Source organism: Ruegeria sp. BH8, assembly GCF_056538065.1.
In genome coordinates this window covers 493603-508249 of sequence record NZ_JBQFSP010000001.1, presented here as the reverse complement: position 1 = coordinate 508249, position 14647 = coordinate 493603, and the positions used below count along the sequence as shown (strand labels likewise).

General features: G+C 58.8%; 14 protein-coding genes and 1 tRNA gene. 11 read left to right on the top strand and 4 right to left on the bottom strand.

What is annotated here, in order from left to right; genetic code table 11:
* Positions 1-138 precede the first annotated feature (138 nt).
* Positions 139-225, bottom strand: a tRNA-Leu gene (locus ACR0AD_RS02505).
* 141 nt (positions 226-366) lie between these two features.
* Here ACR0AD_RS02505 and ACR0AD_RS02500 point away from each other — a divergent pair.
* Together ACR0AD_RS02500 and lipB are read left to right on the top strand one after the other, a co-directional pair.
* Entirely contained in the window at positions 367-1026 is a 660-nt protein-coding gene (locus ACR0AD_RS02500; protein ID WP_480485965.1) for a DsbA family oxidoreductase, read from the top strand.
* A 41-nt stretch (positions 1027-1067) separates the two neighbouring features.
* A complete protein-coding gene (lipB, locus tag ACR0AD_RS02495; protein WP_480485966.1) occupies positions 1068-1724 on the top strand; it encodes a lipoyl(octanoyl) transferase LipB in 657 nt (218 codons plus the stop codon).
* Positions 1725-2227: 503 nt separating this feature from the next.
* Here the strand turns inward: lipB and ACR0AD_RS02490 are convergent.
* Positions 2228-2641 carry an HIT family protein gene (locus tag ACR0AD_RS02490; protein WP_480485968.1) on the bottom strand — a complete coding sequence of 138 codons (414 nt, stop codon included), beginning with the start codon at positions 2639-2641 and terminating at the stop codon, positions 2228-2230.
* Positions 2642-3209: 568 nt separating this feature from the next.
* Here ACR0AD_RS02490 and ACR0AD_RS02485 point away from each other — a divergent pair.
* The 4 genes from ACR0AD_RS02485 (at position 3210) to ACR0AD_RS02470 (ending at position 7819) form a co-directional block, all read left to right on the top strand.
* Positions 3210-4442 (top strand): metal-dependent hydrolase family protein, encoded by a 1233-nt coding sequence (locus ACR0AD_RS02485; protein ID WP_480545665.1) that lies wholly within the window; start codon positions 3210-3212, stop codon positions 4440-4442.
* A 460-nt stretch (positions 4443-4902) separates the two neighbouring features.
* Entirely contained in the window at positions 4903-6561 is a 1659-nt protein-coding gene (gene ctaD, locus ACR0AD_RS02480; protein ID WP_267366169.1) for a cytochrome c oxidase subunit I, read from the top strand.
* 122 nt (positions 6562-6683) lie between these two features.
* Positions 6684-7283 carry a DsbA family protein gene (locus ACR0AD_RS02475; protein ID WP_480485970.1) on the top strand — a complete coding sequence of 200 codons (600 nt, stop codon included), beginning with the start codon at positions 6684-6686 and terminating at the stop codon, positions 7281-7283.
* Positions 7284-7327: 44 nt separating this feature from the next.
* The gene (locus tag ACR0AD_RS02470) at positions 7328-7819 is read left to right on the top strand and encodes a DUF2244 domain-containing protein (RefSeq protein WP_480485972.1); all 492 of its coding nucleotides are present in this window, start codon (positions 7328-7330) and stop codon (positions 7817-7819) included.
* Positions 7820-7840: 21 nt separating this feature from the next.
* Here ACR0AD_RS02470 and ACR0AD_RS02465 read toward each other — a convergent pair whose 3' ends face one another.
* Positions 7841-8326, bottom strand: a complete 486-nt coding sequence (locus tag ACR0AD_RS02465) for a GatB/YqeY domain-containing protein (protein WP_267366166.1) — start codon at positions 8324-8326, stop codon at positions 7841-7843.
* Positions 8327-8509: 183 nt separating this feature from the next.
* On the opposite strand from ACR0AD_RS02465, the gene carA reads away from it, so the two are divergent.
* The gene (carA, locus tag ACR0AD_RS02460; RefSeq protein ID WP_480485974.1) at positions 8510-9676 is read left to right on the top strand and encodes a glutamine-hydrolyzing carbamoyl-phosphate synthase small subunit; all 1167 of its coding nucleotides are present in this window, start codon (positions 8510-8512) and stop codon (positions 9674-9676) included.
* A gap of 81 nt (positions 9677-9757) precedes the next feature.
* Positions 9758-11635 (top strand): glycosyltransferase, encoded by a 1878-nt coding sequence (locus ACR0AD_RS02455; protein WP_480485976.1) that lies wholly within the window; start codon positions 9758-9760, stop codon positions 11633-11635.
* A gap of 3 nt (positions 11636-11638) precedes the next feature.
* Here ACR0AD_RS02455 and ACR0AD_RS02450 read toward each other — a convergent pair whose 3' ends face one another.
* Complete coding sequence (locus ACR0AD_RS02450; RefSeq protein WP_267363400.1) at positions 11639-12286, bottom strand: GntR family transcriptional regulator; 648 nt, start codon at positions 12284-12286, stop codon at positions 11639-11641.
* Between the two features lie 100 nt (positions 12287-12386).
* On the opposite strand from ACR0AD_RS02450, the gene ACR0AD_RS02445 reads away from it, so the two are divergent.
* The 3 genes from ACR0AD_RS02445 (at position 12387) to ACR0AD_RS02435 (ending at position 14637) form a co-directional block, all read left to right on the top strand.
* Complete coding sequence (locus ACR0AD_RS02445; RefSeq protein ID WP_480485978.1) at positions 12387-13031, top strand: pyrimidine 5'-nucleotidase; 645 nt, start codon at positions 12387-12389, stop codon at positions 13029-13031.
* Between the two features lie 86 nt (positions 13032-13117).
* On the top strand, positions 13118-13366 hold the full coding sequence (locus tag ACR0AD_RS02440; protein ID WP_209504235.1) for a hypothetical protein: 249 nt from the start codon (positions 13118-13120) through the stop codon (positions 13364-13366).
* 74 nt (positions 13367-13440) lie between these two features.
* Positions 13441-14637, top strand: a complete 1197-nt coding sequence (locus tag ACR0AD_RS02435) for a UbiH/UbiF family hydroxylase (protein WP_480485980.1) — start codon at positions 13441-13443, stop codon at positions 14635-14637.
* Positions 14638-14647 lie beyond the last annotated feature (10 nt).

Here is a 14647-nt window from a genome sequence, read left to right as displayed (position 1 = left end):
CATCATTGCAGAGGTATCGCGCGCTTCCCGACACCTGGCTTAGTTACGGGCCACGGATTTGCAATGCAAGAGAACAGACTAGAACGGCAAAGTCAGCTTCGCGAAAGCTGATCGCGCTTCACAGGATGCGAAAAGATTTGGTGCGGTCGAGAAGACTCGAACTTCCACGGGTGTTACCCCACAGCGACCTCAACGCTGCGCGTCTACCAATTCCGCCACGACCGCACTGCCAGTGACTTGGTAGAGCGGCGTATAGACGTTGGCGCGCGCGATGTGAAGAGGCAAAAACACGCTGGTTTAAAATCCCACGCGGCAGCCTTATCTAAGCCGGTAAACAACACAGTTTCGATCTGACAGGAGCCGCAGATGACCTCGCCCGACACCCGCCCAATCATCCAAGTCGATATCGTGTCAGACGTCGTGTGCCCGTGGTGCATAGTAGGGTTTCGCCAGCTTGATGCGGCTTTGAAACAGCAGGGCATCCAAACCCAACTTCGCTGGCACCCGTTCGAATTGAACCCGAACATGCCGCCTGAAGGGCAGAACCTGCGGGAACACATCACTGAGAAATATGGCTCGACCCCTGAACAAAGCCAGCAGGCACGCGACAGGCTAACGGCGATCGGGGCGGAACTGGGGTTCACCTTCAACTTTGATGAAGACAGCCGGATCGTGAATACATTCAAGGCGCATCAGTTGCTGGATTGGGCCGAAGGTCAAGGCCTGCAACATCAATTGAAACTTGCGCTTTTCGACGCGTATTTCACCCGGCAACAGGACGTTTCCGACATTGAGGTTCTTTTGCAGGCTGTTACTTCTGCCGGGCTGAACCCTGATACTGCGCGGCAGGTGCTTGAGACCGGGGAGCATATCGCTTTGGTGCGAGAGAAACAGCAGTTCTGGACCAGCCGGGGGATCTCTGGTGTGCCGTCCATGGTATTTGGCGGAAAATACCTGCTGACGGGCGCACAAGGGGTCGATACCTATTCTCGGGTGCTGCAACAGTGTTTGGCCGAAGCGGCCTGACCTCTCTTCCCCTGCCCGCTTTGGGCGGATATGAGGCCGCCATGGAATGGAAAATCACCGATGGTCTGACCAGTTATGACGACGCCACCGCCTTTATGGAGGCGCGCGTCGCCGGGATTGCGCGCGGTGACGCGGCGGAGTGCATCTGGTTGCTGGAACACCCGCCACTTTATACGGCAGGCACGTCGGCAAAGATCGAAGACCTGACCGATCCTGACCGCTTTCCGGTTTATGCAAGCAAACGCGGCGGCGAGTACACCTATCACGGGCCCGGTCAGCGTGTGGCCTATGTCATGCTGGACCTGAACAAGCGCGGGCGCGACGTGCGCCAATTTGTGAAGCAGCTGGAAAACTGGGTGATATCAGCACTGGCCGAATTCAACGTGCACGGCGAAATACGCGACGGGCGCGTTGGTGTCTGGGTGCGGCGCGACGACAAACCGCTGACGGTGACCGGCAAACCGGCAGAGGACAAGATCGCGGCAATTGGCTTACGTTTGCGAAAATGGGTTAGTTTTCATGGCATTTCGGTCAATGTCGAACCGGACCTGGAGCATTTTTCGGGCATTGTTCCCTGCGGGATCAGCGAATACGGCGTGACCTCGTTGGTGGATTTGGGTCTTCCGGTCACCATGGATGATCTTGATGCGGCCTTGAAGACAACCTTTGAGGAGGTTTTTGGCGCTTCGGAAACCTGATTCTGTCTGGGGTTCAGCAGTCGTCGAATCAGATTCTGTCGCTCCCCGATACAACAATATGGATGGGCGGAAGGCTCTGTTTCCGAAACACGTCGCAATTTACCAAGAACGATCCAGTTTTACGGTATTCTTTAGGCAAATTTTAATTCTCTGGGATACACCGGAGTTGTTAACGAGTAATATGAAACTGCCAATCAAGAGTGAGTGGTATGTTAAACCGGTGATCAAGGGCTCGCCCTCGAAATCCGAGAAGTGTTTGGTTACGAGTCTGCCGTTCCGACCCCAAATCGGAACGGCAATTCATTTCCCCCTTCCCGCTTAATCTTATGGCCAATTCGCGTTGCAAGGGAGCAGGCGATTTCTGCGTAGTCCAGCTATGGAGTCACTTGGTCGGTCCCAAGGAAGGGTTTCGGGTGTTCTTGTCTCCGGTCACGGCGATATGCGCGGGCGAGTGTGGGTAATTGTCCGAACTATCACCTCACAAAAAGACCGTAAGATATTGACTAAAAAGCGATTTTTATCTTCTCCGCATGTTCGGCAATCAGGTCGAAATCACCCATTTTACCAGGTGGGCGCATCGACACTCCGTCATGACGCGGCAGGACGTGAAAGTGGAGATGGAAAACCTCCTGCCCGCCTGCGGTTTCGTTGAATTGCTGAATGGTTACACCGTCCGCCTCGAAGGCTTTCATCACTGCACGAGCCATCTTTTGAACGGTGTTCATAACCGCCGCCAGTTGGTCGGGCGTGGCATCCAGCACATTGCGGCAGGGCGTTTTGGGGATCACCAGCAAATGCCCATCGGCACGAGGCATGATGTCCATAAAGGCCAGTGTGTCGGCGTCTTCGTAAACTTTTGACGAAGGTATCTCGCCGCGCAGAATTTTGGCGAAGATGTTGTCGGGATCATAATCCATGGTTGCCATCCGTTCCTTGAGGGGCTTTTGCCCGAGTTGTGGTCCACCCGCCCCGCCGGGTCAAGCCGGGGGATTGAGCCGTGAAATGTACAAAATGTACCGGGTTTTCAGAGGGCGTTGTACGTTTTGTACACTTGGATTTGGCATGAGATCACATCCTCAGAGACAGATGCGGCGCGTTCCCGACAGGTGATGCCTGCCTAGGCAGCAGAGTACAGATTTCGCAACTCTTAATCGGACGTAAACTGGTTAAGTTTTTGAGAAATTCATCCAGGTCGAGTCAAAGGTCCGCCAGATGGACGAAGCTGACGTTCGTCAACTAGGCCGCGCCGACGCCTTTTAACGTTGTCAGAGCGGCTCTTGGGATTTCCGACGGTCGGAACGTGAAGTTGATCAGAGTTATATACAGGTATAGCGTGAAAGAGCATCTTCAGACCGTTCAGACTTCAGAAGGATTTCGTAAATGCCGGCTCTCTTCCGTATTCCAATAACCGTGCTGTCGTTAGCCTTGGCCTGGTCACCGGCAATGTCTCAGGATGGATCATCCATCCTGTTCACCAACGTGAACGTGTTTGACGGCGAAAGCGAACAACTACTGGAAGGTGCGAATGTCGTCGTAACCAACAACTTGATTACTGCGGTTACCACGGAACCTCTCGCTGTAGCGGGCGGGACAGTCATCGATGGTGGCGGGCGCACGATGATACCGGGGCTCATCGACGTCCACTGGCACACTTCATATTGTTGCGCGGCTCAAACCACCGTGATTTCCGGAGATATACTCGAGATCGCAATCCGGGGTGCCATGGGATCGGAAGACACGCTGATGCGCGGATTCACGACGGTGCGAGACGTCGGCGGCAATCCCTTCGCGACAAAGAAGATGATCGATGCGGGCGAAATTCCCGGCCCACGAATCGTGCCTTCTGGCCCTCCGATTAGCCAGACGGGCGGTCATTTTGACTACGGTGCCTACCAGGACGCGCCTTCAAACCCGGGTGACTCGCTTTGGTATTGGAACCGTGTGGGGCTGATGCTGATCGCGGACGGGGTTGACGACGTCACACTGCGCGCCCGCGAAGTCATGCGCATGGGCGCTTCGCAAATCAAGATTTCTGGCGGTGGCGGTGTTTCGTCGGTCTATGACCCGCTCGACATGAGCCAATACACGCTCGAAGAGTTGAAGGCATTCGTCGCGGTTGCAGAAAGTTACAATACCTACGTCGCCTCGCATATCTTTACCGATGCAGCTGCCCAAATGGCGATTGAAGCCGGGGTCAAAACCATTGAGCACGGCAATTTGCTCAGCAGGGAAACCCTACAGATGATGAAGGACAACGGCGTCTGGTTGTCTGTCCAGCCATTGCTTGACGACGAGGACGCTTTCTCATTCAGCGACCCAGTTAGCACAGCGAAATGGGTGGAGGTTACTGATGGCACCACGACCTCAATCGATATGGCCAAAGAGATCGGCGTGAAGGTCGCATTCGGCACAGATATGCTTTTCGATGCGGAGCTTGCGAAAAAACAAGGCAAATTCCTGGCGAAGATGAAGACTTGGTACACGCCATACGAGGTTCTGAAAATGGCGACCTCGACAAATGCTGAATTGATAGAACTCGCCGGACCGCGCCACCCGTACCAGGAAGGCCCGCTTGGTGTGATCCGGGAAGGCGCTTATGCTGATCTGATCCTCGTCGATGGCAATCCTATGGACGATATCGATCTGGTCGCGGACCCCGATGCAAACTTCGACCTGATCATGAAGGACGGCAGGATATTCAAAAACGAGATCGAGTGATCAGCATTTCTTCAAGGTGTTCCGAACGCTGTGTGAGCCTATTAGATGGCAGGCTAACTCGATGCGCCTCAAGGTGCGCGACAAGGGCGGGGTGGGCCACAGGTAGTTCGCTGCGCAAGCACGAATGTCTTAGAAGGTCTCGGCGCTCCCCCCTTCCCTGTCCTCGGTTCGGGTGATTGGCCAGAGGCAAAGGTTCACGCCTTTCCGGTCAGCTTTGAGAGACGGACCCATTGCGGGCGACCTGAACACAGGCGCTAGGCCCGCTGTATCACCAGCCCCCCCCGAACGCTCAGATCCCGGCTTCTCGAACACCCGTTTTCAAGGGGGGTGCGGCCATTTATCTTGATCCAGATCAAACTCGGCCATTGAAGGTCGCCCCTACGCATTCTAAAACCAGCAGGAATCCCGCGCGTTGGAGAGGTCCGGCTGCGCGGTGTAGTTGCAACAGGAGGCACCTATAATGGCAGACGCAGCCATTCATGGTCACGACCATGAAGACCAGCGCAGCTTTTTCCAGCGCTGGTTCATGTCGACCAACCACAAGGACATCGGGATTCTGTACCTGATCGTTTCGGCTCTGGCCGGTCTGATCTCGGTTCTGATGACCGTTTACATGCGGCTTGAACTGATGCACCCCGGTGTTCAGTACATGTGCCTGGAAGGCTTCATGGCCGACCCGTGTACGCCCAACGGGCATCTGTGGAACGTGATGATCACCTATCACGGTGTTCTGATGATGTTCTTTGTTGTCATCCCTGCCCTGTTCGGCGGATTTGGCAACTATTTCATGCCGTTGCAGATCGGCGCGCCGGATATGGCGTTCCCGCGGATGAACAACCTGTCCTTCTGGCTTTATGTTGCCGGTACCTCGCTGGGTGTGGCCTCGCTGCTGAGCCCGGGTGGTAACGATCAGATGGGTTCGGGCGTGGGCTGGGTTCTGTACCCGCCGCTGTCCACGACCGAGGGCGGCATGTCCATGGACCTTGCGATCTTTGCCGTACACGTATCGGGCGCCTCCTCGATCCTCGGCGCGATCAACATGATCACCACCTTCCTGAACATGCGTGCCCCCGGCATGACCCTGTTCAAGGTGCCGCTGTTCAGCTGGTCGATCTTCGTCACCTCGTGGCTGATTCTGCTGTCGCTGCCGGTTCTGGCGGGCGCAATCACCATGTTGCTGATGGACCGCAACTTTGGTTTTACCTTCTTTGATCCGGCCGGTGGCGGCGATCCGATCCTGTATCAGCACATCCTGTGGTTCTTTGGCCACCCGGAAGTGTATATCGTGATCCTGCCCGGTTTCGGCATCATCAGCCATGTCATCGCGACCTTCTCGCGCAAGCCGATCTTTGGCTATCTGCCGATGGTCTGGGCGATTATCGCAATCGGTGTGCTGGGCTTTGTCGTGTGGGCGCACCACATGTACACCGTTGGCATGTCGCTGCGTCAGCAGGCCTATTTCATGCTGGCCACGATGGTCATCGCGGTTCCGACGGGCGTTAAGGTCTTCTCGTGGATCGCGACCATGTGGGGCGGTTCCATCGAGTTCAAGACACCGATGCTGTTTGCCTTTGGCTTCCTGTTCCTGTTCACCGTTGGCGGTGTGACCGGTGTGGTGCTGTCGCAGGCTGGCGTGGACCGTGCCTATCACGACACCTACTATGTGGTTGCGCATTTCCACTATGTGATGAGCTTGGGTGCCGTCTTTGCGATCTTTGCGGGGATGTATTTCTACTTCGCGAAAATGACCGGTCGCCAATATTCCGAGTTCTGGGGCAAGGTTCACTTCTGGATGTTCTTCATCGGCGCCAACCTGACCTTCTTCCCGCAGCACTTCCTGGGTCGTCAGGGCATGCCGCGCCGCTACATCGACTATCCCGAAGCGTTCGCGCAGTGGAACTATGTTTCGTCGATCGGCGCGTTCATCTCGTTCGCCTCGTTCCTGCTGTTCTTCGGCATCGTGATCTACGCCCTGCTGCGTGGCGCACGCGAGACACGGCCCAACTACTGGAACGAGTATGCCGATACGCTGGAATGGACCCTGCCCACCCCACCGCCCGAGCACACGTTCGAGCAGCTGCCCAAGCAGGAAGACTGGGACAAGGGCCACGCGCACTGATCCCGATCTGAACCAAGAAAACCCCGCCCAGGTGGCGGGGTTTTTCTTTGCCCTCACCCCGCGTTCGCCAACTGCCCCGAAATCGGCTATGATGTGCGGACGGAACAGTCGGAGGGTCGGCAATGCCCGAGATCGACTTTTGGTATTCCATTGGCAGCACGTACAGCTTCCTTACCGTGATGCGTCTGGACGAATGGTGTGCCCAGCACGACGCCACGGTGAACTGGCGCCCGTTCAATGTGCGCACGGTGATGTCGGCCCAGCAGAACATCCCTTTTGCCGGAAAGCCTGTGAAATCGGCTTATATGTGGCGCGACATCGAACGCCGCTGTGCCAAGTACCACATCCACGCCAACCTGCCCGCACCCTATCCGATTTCCAATCTGCCACTGGCCAATCAGGTTGCGGTGCTTGGGATGAAGGATGGCTGGGGCGTGACGTTCACCCAAACGCTCTATCGCATCTGGTTCGAGGAAGGGGTGGAAGCCGGTCGCGAAAGTGCGCTGTCCGAGGCGCTTTTGCGGTGTCAGCAGGACCCCCGACTGACCCTGGCGCGCGCGCAAGGCGACGACATTGTCGCAGCCCTTGAGGCGGAAACCGAAACCGCCGTCAAACTGGGTGTTTTCGGCGCCCCCAGCTTTGTTGTCCGGCAGGAGGTATTCTGGGGTGACGATCGTCTGGATGACGCCCTGTCCTGGTCTCGGGTCGGCCACGTCGTCTGATCAAAACCCGTCGACAGGAGGCCGCGCTGCGCTATGTTCGCGGTATGCCCTATACGTGGAATCAGACCTCGGAAACCGAACAGGAACTGCGGCTTTGGCCGCATAACTCGCTGCCGCCGCGGGGGGCGATGATCACGATATTGTCGGTGTTCCTGTTTGGCCTGATCCCATTGCTGGCCACGCTTGGTTCCGTAATCCTGTGGGGGCTGCTGCCGTTTCTGCTGATCACTGTGCTGGGGCTTTGGCTGGCCATCAAGACCAACTACCGCGCCCGCAGTGTTTTCGAGGTTCTGACCCTGTCGGGCACGCATGCGCGGCTGGTGCACCACACCCCCGGCAAAGAGCAGCACGAATGGTCTTGCAACCGCTATTGGGCGCGACCGACGATGCACGAGAAAGGTGGCCCGGTTCCGCATTATGTCACCCTTGTCGGAGACGGGCGCGAGGTCGAAATCGGGGCGTTTCTGTCCGAAGATGAGCGGATCACGCTTTATGACGAGCTGGTCCTAAGACTGCGCGAGCCAGTCGCGCAGTAGCAATTCACGGGGCCCAGTGCCTCAGCAGTCGCCGTTTGATGCTGCGCACAGGTGATCCTTGACCATCGGACCGACCTTGCCGAAATCCATCCGGCCAGTGTAGCGCGTCTTCAACTCGCCCATCACCTTGCCCATATCGCGGATCGAACCCGCGCCGGTTGCCGTGATGGCGGTTTGAATGGCCTTGCTGACCTCGTCGTCGTCCAACTGTTTGGGCAGAAATTCCTCGATCACCTCAACTTCGCGAATCTCGCGTTCGGCCAGATCCAGGCGACCGCCCTCTTCGTAAGCGCGGGCGCTTTCCTTGCGCTGCTTGGTCATTTTACCAAGGATTTCAAGAACCTCTGCGTCGCTGCATCCCTTTGCTTCTTCATTGTCGGACGCACGTGCCGCGATATCGCGGTCTTTGATGGCGGCGTTGATCAACCGCAGCGTCGACAGACGCTCGGCTGCTTTGTCTTTCATTGCTTGCTTCAGGGCGGCATTCACCCGTGATCGCATGTCCATTTGGTTTGTCCATCCCCATGACAACGGAACCCCGACCATATCGAAACAAAAAGCCTGACACAACCGGGGGTGAATACAGCTAACCCATTGAAAAGCAACAATAGCCCAAAAATTGAACAGACTTGACCCAGACGCGCAACCCCCTTAGGTATGCGCCGATTTACCCTACAGGAGAGTCGCGCCATGGCCCCGAATGCCCCGTCCAAGCCCACCGCATGTCTGGCTTTGGCCGATGGAACCCTGTTTTACGGCGCAGGCTTCGGCGCGACCGGGCAAACCGTGGCCGAGCTGTGCTTTAACACGGCGATGACCGGATATCAGGAGATCATGACCGACCCGTCTTATGCCGGGCAGATCGTGACCTTTACATTCCCTCATATCGGCAATGTCGGCGTGAACCCGGAAGATGACGAAACCGGTGATCCGGTCGCGGCGGGCATGGTCGTGAAATGGGATCCGACCGAGCCATCAAACTGGCGCTCGGCCGAGGAGCTCAAGGGCTGGCTGGCGCGTCGGGGGCGCATCGCCATCGGGGGTGTCGATACCCGCCGCCTGACCCGTGCCATCCGCCAGCAGGGCGCGCCGCATGTGGCGCTGGCCCATGATCCCGAGGGAAATTTTGACATCGAGGCGCTGGTCGCCGCCGCGCGTGGTTTTGCAGGGCTGGAAGGCATGGACCTGGCCAAGGATGTCACCTGCGCCCAAAGCTATCGCTGGGATGAGATGCGGTGGGCCTGGCCGGATGGGTACCAACGTCAGAAGGCCCCTGCCCACAAGGTCGTTGCCGTTGACTATGGCGCCAAGCGCAACATCCTGCGCTGCCTCGCATCTGCTGGATGTGACGTTACCGTTCTGCCCGCGACTGCGACCGCAGCCGACGTGCTGGCACATCAGCCTGACGGTGTGTTCCTGTCGAACGGTCCCGGCGATCCGGCAGCAACAGGCGAATACGCTGTTCCAATGATCAAAGAGATTCTGGAGACGACAGACCTGCCTGTGTTCGGCATCTGCCTTGGACACCAGATGCTGGCGCTGGCGCTGGGTGGTCAGACGGTCAAGATGAACCACGGCCACCATGGCGCGAACCACCCGGTCAAGGATCTGGACACCGGCAGGGTCGAGATCACCTCGATGAACCACGGTTTTGCCGTCGATGCGCAATCCCTGCCCGATGGCGTCGTGGAAACTCACCGGTCGCTGTTTGACGGCTCGAACTGCGGTATCCGCATGGCTGACCGGCCGGTCTATTCGGTGCAGTACCACCCCGAGGCATCGCCCGGACCGCAGGACAGTTTCTATCTGTTCGAGCGCTTCGCCGAGGCGATGGAAAAGAAGAAAATACAGGCATAACTGCTTGTCTGTGCAGTGTTAACCGGGCGTTAACCTTGATCGAACAACCCTGAGCGCAGGTAACTGCGCCAGGGTTTTGTTATGGCTGAGCTTGATCTTCTGGATTTCACGTCCGCCGCACCGATCCCTGCGCCCGGGTATCGGAAACCACTGGGCACCTGCCTGCTGGAAACCGGAGCCATCACCCGATCCCAGCTGGACCATGCGCTGAGCCAGCAAACCAGACAGAACGCTCCGCTGGGAGAGATACTGGTCGGCGAAGGCTATGCCACCCGGCAGGACGTGTTGAGCGCGCTGTCCGCGCAATCCGGCTGGCAGATTGCGGATCTTGAACAGATCCCGCCGATGCCGGAACTGAGCGGGCTGATGCCGGTCGACTTCTGGCTGCAACACAATGTCATCCCCTGGATGCGGATTGGCCCCCTTGTTCTGGTGGCCACCGCCCGGCCCGACCGGTTCGCAACCGTGACCGCCGGGATGCGGGAATGCGATTATGCCGTGATCCCGGTGCTGGCGGCATCCGATCAGATCGATCGGACGATTGCGCGGCAATTCTCGGGGTCTTTGGCCAGATCGGCGGAAACGCGGGTTGATCCCGCGCAAAGCTGCCGCAACTGGACCCTTAGGTCGCGCGTGGGGCCTTCGGTGGCCCTGTTGTGTGTGCTGGGGCTGTTTGCCATGTTCCCGGCGTTTGGCCTGCTGGCGGTGCTGGGCATAGCTGTGGGAACTTTGGTGCTTTTTGCAGCCTTTCGGATGGCTGGCACGCTGGCTTACCTTTGGCATCGCCTGAGAACGCAGCCGGACCACACCGAAGCTGCCATCACATTGCGGCAACCCTGCGTATCGATCATGGTGCCATTGTACAAGGAGCGCGAGATCGCGAACGCTCTGGTACAGAGACTACAGCGGCTGACCTATCCCAAGGCGTTGCTGGATCTCATCCTTGTGCTTGAGGAAAAGGATGACGTGACGCGCAATGCCCTTGCGCAGGTGAGCCTGCCCAGCTGGATGCGCATCGTCGAGGTGCCTGACCTGAACGGACTGACCACCAAGCCGCGCGCCATGAATTACGCGCTGGATTTCTGCCGGGGCGACTTCGTCGGCGTATGGGACGCAGAGGACGCTCCACAACCGGATCAGATCGAGCGCGTGGTGGCGCATTTCACCCAGGCCGCGCCGGATGTGGTGTGCCTGCAAGGAGTTCTGGATTACTACAACCCGCGCACCAACTGGCGGTCACGCTGCTTTACCATCGAATACAACAGCTGGTTCCGCGTGATCCTGCCGGGGATCGCCCGCATGGGGCTGGTGGTTCCACTTGGGGGCACCACGTTCTTTTTCCGTCGCGACAAGCTGTTGGAACTGGGCGGCTGGGATGCCCATAACGTCACCGAGGATGCTGATCTGGGTGTAAGGCTGTGCCGGGCCGGGTACCGGACCGAAATGGTGGATACCACAACATATGAAGAGGCGAATTTCCGGGCGTGGCCCTGGGTCAAACAGCGTTCGCGCTGGCTCAAGGGGTTCATGGTCACGTATCTGGTGCATATGCGCAGCCCGCAAAAGCTGTGGCGTGACCTTGGAGGTGCCAGATTTCTGGGCCTTCAGGCGTTCTTTCTGGGCACGTTTGGGCAATTTCTGCTGGCGCCCGTTCTCTGGGTATTCTGGCTGTCAAGCCTGGGGCTGGCCAATCCGATGGATAATATCGTGCCGCATTCAACCTCTACCGCGCTGATCGGGCTGTTTTTGATGGCAGAGGGGCTGAGTATCGGTGTTGGTCTGATCGCCGTATCCGCACGCGAGCGGCGGTTTCTTTTGCCTTGGGTTCCGACGATGTTTCTATATTTCCCGCTGGGCGTGATTGCCGGTTACAAGGCGCTGTGGGAATTGGCGACCAACCCGTTTTTCTGGGACAAGACCCAGCACGGACAGGCCAGCGAAGACGAGCCGCTGGCCTGACAATCACTTGTCGCGGCGGCTTGCGTCCTGCTTCAGGCGCGTCATGAATGCGATCGAGATATGGTCCTTGAGCGCCCGCCCCGCCGCCTCTTCATCGCGCGCGGCAATGGCTTCGACGATGCCTTTATGTTCGCTCTGGGCAATCTCTCCGCGCCCCTGCACGGCCAAGGACGTAGTCGCCATCAAGGCCATTGTCCGGTGCACCAGATCAAGCTGCTGGACAAGGTAGCGGTTGTGCGAGGCCAGATGGATCTGTTCGTGAAAGCGCCGGTTGGCACGTGACAGCGCCATCGGATCGCCCACCAGCTTGTCATCTTCGAGAACCATGTCCTGAAGAACCCTGATCTCTTCTTCGGTGGCGTGTTTGGCAGCCAGCCGCGCGGCGAGCCCTTCCAGTTCGCGCCGCACGATATAAAGCTCGGCCATCTGGTTGTGGTCCAGCGACGCCACGATCAGTGACCGACCGTCCCGTTCCAGCAGAGACTGGGTTTCCAGGCGTTGCAACGCTTCGCGGATCGGGGTGCGCGACACCCCGAACCGTTCTGCCAGCTCGCTTTCCACCAGACGATCGCCGGGCTTGTAGACGCCGACATCAATGGCTTCGAGTATCAGGCTATAGGCATCCTTGGTGGGGGATCGGGTCTGGCTCATGGGGTATTCTGTCTCCTCGTTCGGACATGTCTATCCGTCTCTGGGGGCGTCAATCAAGTACGGCATTGAAAACACCCCGCCCGCGCCCTAAACCCAAGCCATGGTCAAACCGTCCTTCAGTCATGTCACGCAATGGGTATTCGATCTGGATAACACCCTCTATCCGCCGCATATGCAGCTGTTCGATCAGATCGAAGTTTTGATGACGGATTACGTGGTGCAGGCCATCGGCGTGGACCGGGCCGAGGCCGACAGGCTGCGCGGGCAGTACTGGCGCCAATACGGCACTACGCTGGCCGGGTTGATGGCCGAACATGATCTGGACCCCGAGCCCTATCTGCACGCGGTGCATCAGGTGGACATGAGCCATATGGACCCGGATGCAGAGCTGGCCGATCACATTCGCGCCCTGCCCGGACGGCGCATTGTCTACACCAATGGCAGCGCACCCTACGCCGAGCGGGTTTTGCAGGCGCGCGGGCTTTCGGGGCTGTTTGATGCAATCTATGGCGTCGAACATGCCGGGTATCGGCCAAAGCCCCAGAAAGCCGCCTTTGAAGCCATCTTTGCACAGGATGGTATTCAGGCTGACAAGGCCGCGATGTTCGAGGATGACCCGCGTAATCTGGCCGCCCCGCATGAGATGGGAATGCGCACGGTTCATGTCGCCCCGGACCCGCATGAGGCCGATCACATCCACCATCACACGGATGATCTAACCGCATTTCTGGCCCGCCTGCGGTAGCCTGTCACACTGCGACGATCCGTACGTTCTGCACCCGCATGCGCAGCCCTATATGCGCTGGAGCGACGAACAGAACGGAGAGCCCCATGAGTGCGATCGAGATGCCCGGACGCCTGCCGGTTTGGCAGCGCCTATTCTTTGCAATTCCGGTTTTCGGGTGGCTGGCCCGCGACGCCGCCAACGCCAAGGCGGAGGACCTGTATTACACCGTCGGCGCGGTCCTCAGCATGTGGGGCTGTTCGGCCATGGTGTTTGGCCTTCCGGGCCTTTACATCCCTGCCCTGATGATGGTGCCGGTGATGTTCCTGGTCCTGATCCTGATCTCACGCGGCTGAGATACGGGACAGGATGTCACTTGGCGCAGGGGGTGGAACCGAACTAGGGTCTGCCCGAGATGATGAGAGGCGCCATGACTGACAGTTGTGACATCCTGATTTCCGGCGGTGGAATCGCCGGTCTGACCGCAGCGGCGGCGTTTGGAACCGCTGGGTTTGACGTGGTGTGCGTAGATCCCGCGCCACCGATCACCGAACGGGATGTGGACGGGTCCGACCTGCGCACCACCGCCTTTCTGCAACCTGCGCGCGGCCTGCTGGAGCAATGCGGCCTGTGGGCGCGGCTGGATGCCCATGCGGCCCCCTTGCAGATCATGCGTATTGTCGATGCCGGGGGAGACGTGCCCGAACCCCGCGTCATACGCGATTTCAACGCAGCCGACATTTCCGAGCAACCGTTTGGCTGGAACCTGCCCAACTGGCTGTTGCGCCGGGAGATGGTCGCACGGCTGGCAGAGCTGCCGAATGTCGATTTCCGCCCCGGCACCGGGACCGTCAGCCTGTTCACCCGCACTGCCGAAGCCCGCGTTGGCCTGAGCGACGGCAGCCGCATCCGCTGCAAGCTGGTGCTGGCCGCAGATGGGCGCAACTCACCCATGCGCGAGGCCGCCGGTATCAATGTGCATACAACACGGTATGGGCAGAAAGCGCTGGCGTTTGCGGTGACGCATCCTATTCCGCACGAGAATGTCTCGACCGAGATACACAGGTCTGGCGGGCCGTTCACGCTGGTTCCGCTGCCCGATTGGCAGGGGCAGCCTTCGTCCGCCATTGTCTGGATGGAACGCGGGCCGAATGCCGTTGACCTGTTGACCCTTGATGCCGAAGCGTTTGAGGCTGCGATGACGGAACGGTCCTGTGGCCTGTTTGGCCCCTTGAGGCTGGCATCGCGCCGGACGATCTGGCCGATCATCAGCCAGTCCGCGGAACGGCTGGCGGGTGAGCGCATTGCCCTGATGGCCGAGGCCGCGCATGTGGTGCCACCGATCGGCGCGCAGGGGCTGAACATGTCATTGGGCGATCTGCGCTGCCTGCTGGATCTGGCGCAGTCCCGGCCCGAAGATCTGGGCGACGCGCAGATGCTGGACGCCTATCACAAGGCGCGCCACACCGAGATCGAGATGCGGGTCAAAGGGATTGATCTGCTGAACCGCGCCTCGATGATCGAGGCGCGCCCGCTGCGGGATGCGCGCGCAATGGGGCTGAGCGCGCTGTATTCCCTGCCGCCTGTGCGCAAGACGCTGATGCAGATGGGCCTTGGCGTTCGCTAAGGCCCGGCCC

Coding starts and splice junctions, on each gene's coding strand:
- lipB (WP_480485966.1), top strand. CDS start 1,068: ATGGAATGGAAAATCACCGATGGTCTGACCAGTTATGACGACGCCACC.
- carA (WP_480485974.1), top strand. CDS start 8,510: ATGGCCCCGAATGCCCCGTCCAAGCCCACCGCATGTCTGGCTTTGGCC.
- ACR0AD_RS02490 (WP_480485968.1), bottom strand. CDS start 2,641: ATGGATTATGATCCCGACAACATCTTCGCCAAAATTCTGCGCGGCGAG.
- ACR0AD_RS02440 (WP_209504235.1), top strand. CDS start 13,118: ATGAGTGCGATCGAGATGCCCGGACGCCTGCCGGTTTGGCAGCGCCTA.
- ctaD (WP_267366169.1), top strand. CDS start 4,903: ATGGCAGACGCAGCCATTCATGGTCACGACCATGAAGACCAGCGCAGC.
- ACR0AD_RS02475 (WP_480485970.1), top strand. CDS start 6,684: ATGCCCGAGATCGACTTTTGGTATTCCATTGGCAGCACGTACAGCTTC.
- ACR0AD_RS02500 (WP_480485965.1), top strand. CDS start 367: ATGACCTCGCCCGACACCCGCCCAATCATCCAAGTCGATATCGTGTCA.
- ACR0AD_RS02465 (WP_267366166.1), bottom strand. CDS start 8,326: ATGGACATGCGATCACGGGTGAATGCCGCCCTGAAGCAAGCAATGAAA.
- ACR0AD_RS02445 (WP_480485978.1), top strand. CDS start 12,387: ATGGTCAAACCGTCCTTCAGTCATGTCACGCAATGGGTATTCGATCTG.
- ACR0AD_RS02435 (WP_480485980.1), top strand. CDS start 13,441: ATGACTGACAGTTGTGACATCCTGATTTCCGGCGGTGGAATCGCCGGT.
- ACR0AD_RS02455 (WP_480485976.1), top strand. CDS start 9,758: ATGGCTGAGCTTGATCTTCTGGATTTCACGTCCGCCGCACCGATCCCT.
- ACR0AD_RS02470 (WP_480485972.1), top strand. CDS start 7,328: ATGCCCTATACGTGGAATCAGACCTCGGAAACCGAACAGGAACTGCGG.
- ACR0AD_RS02450 (WP_267363400.1), bottom strand. CDS start 12,286: ATGAGCCAGACCCGATCCCCCACCAAGGATGCCTATAGCCTGATACTC.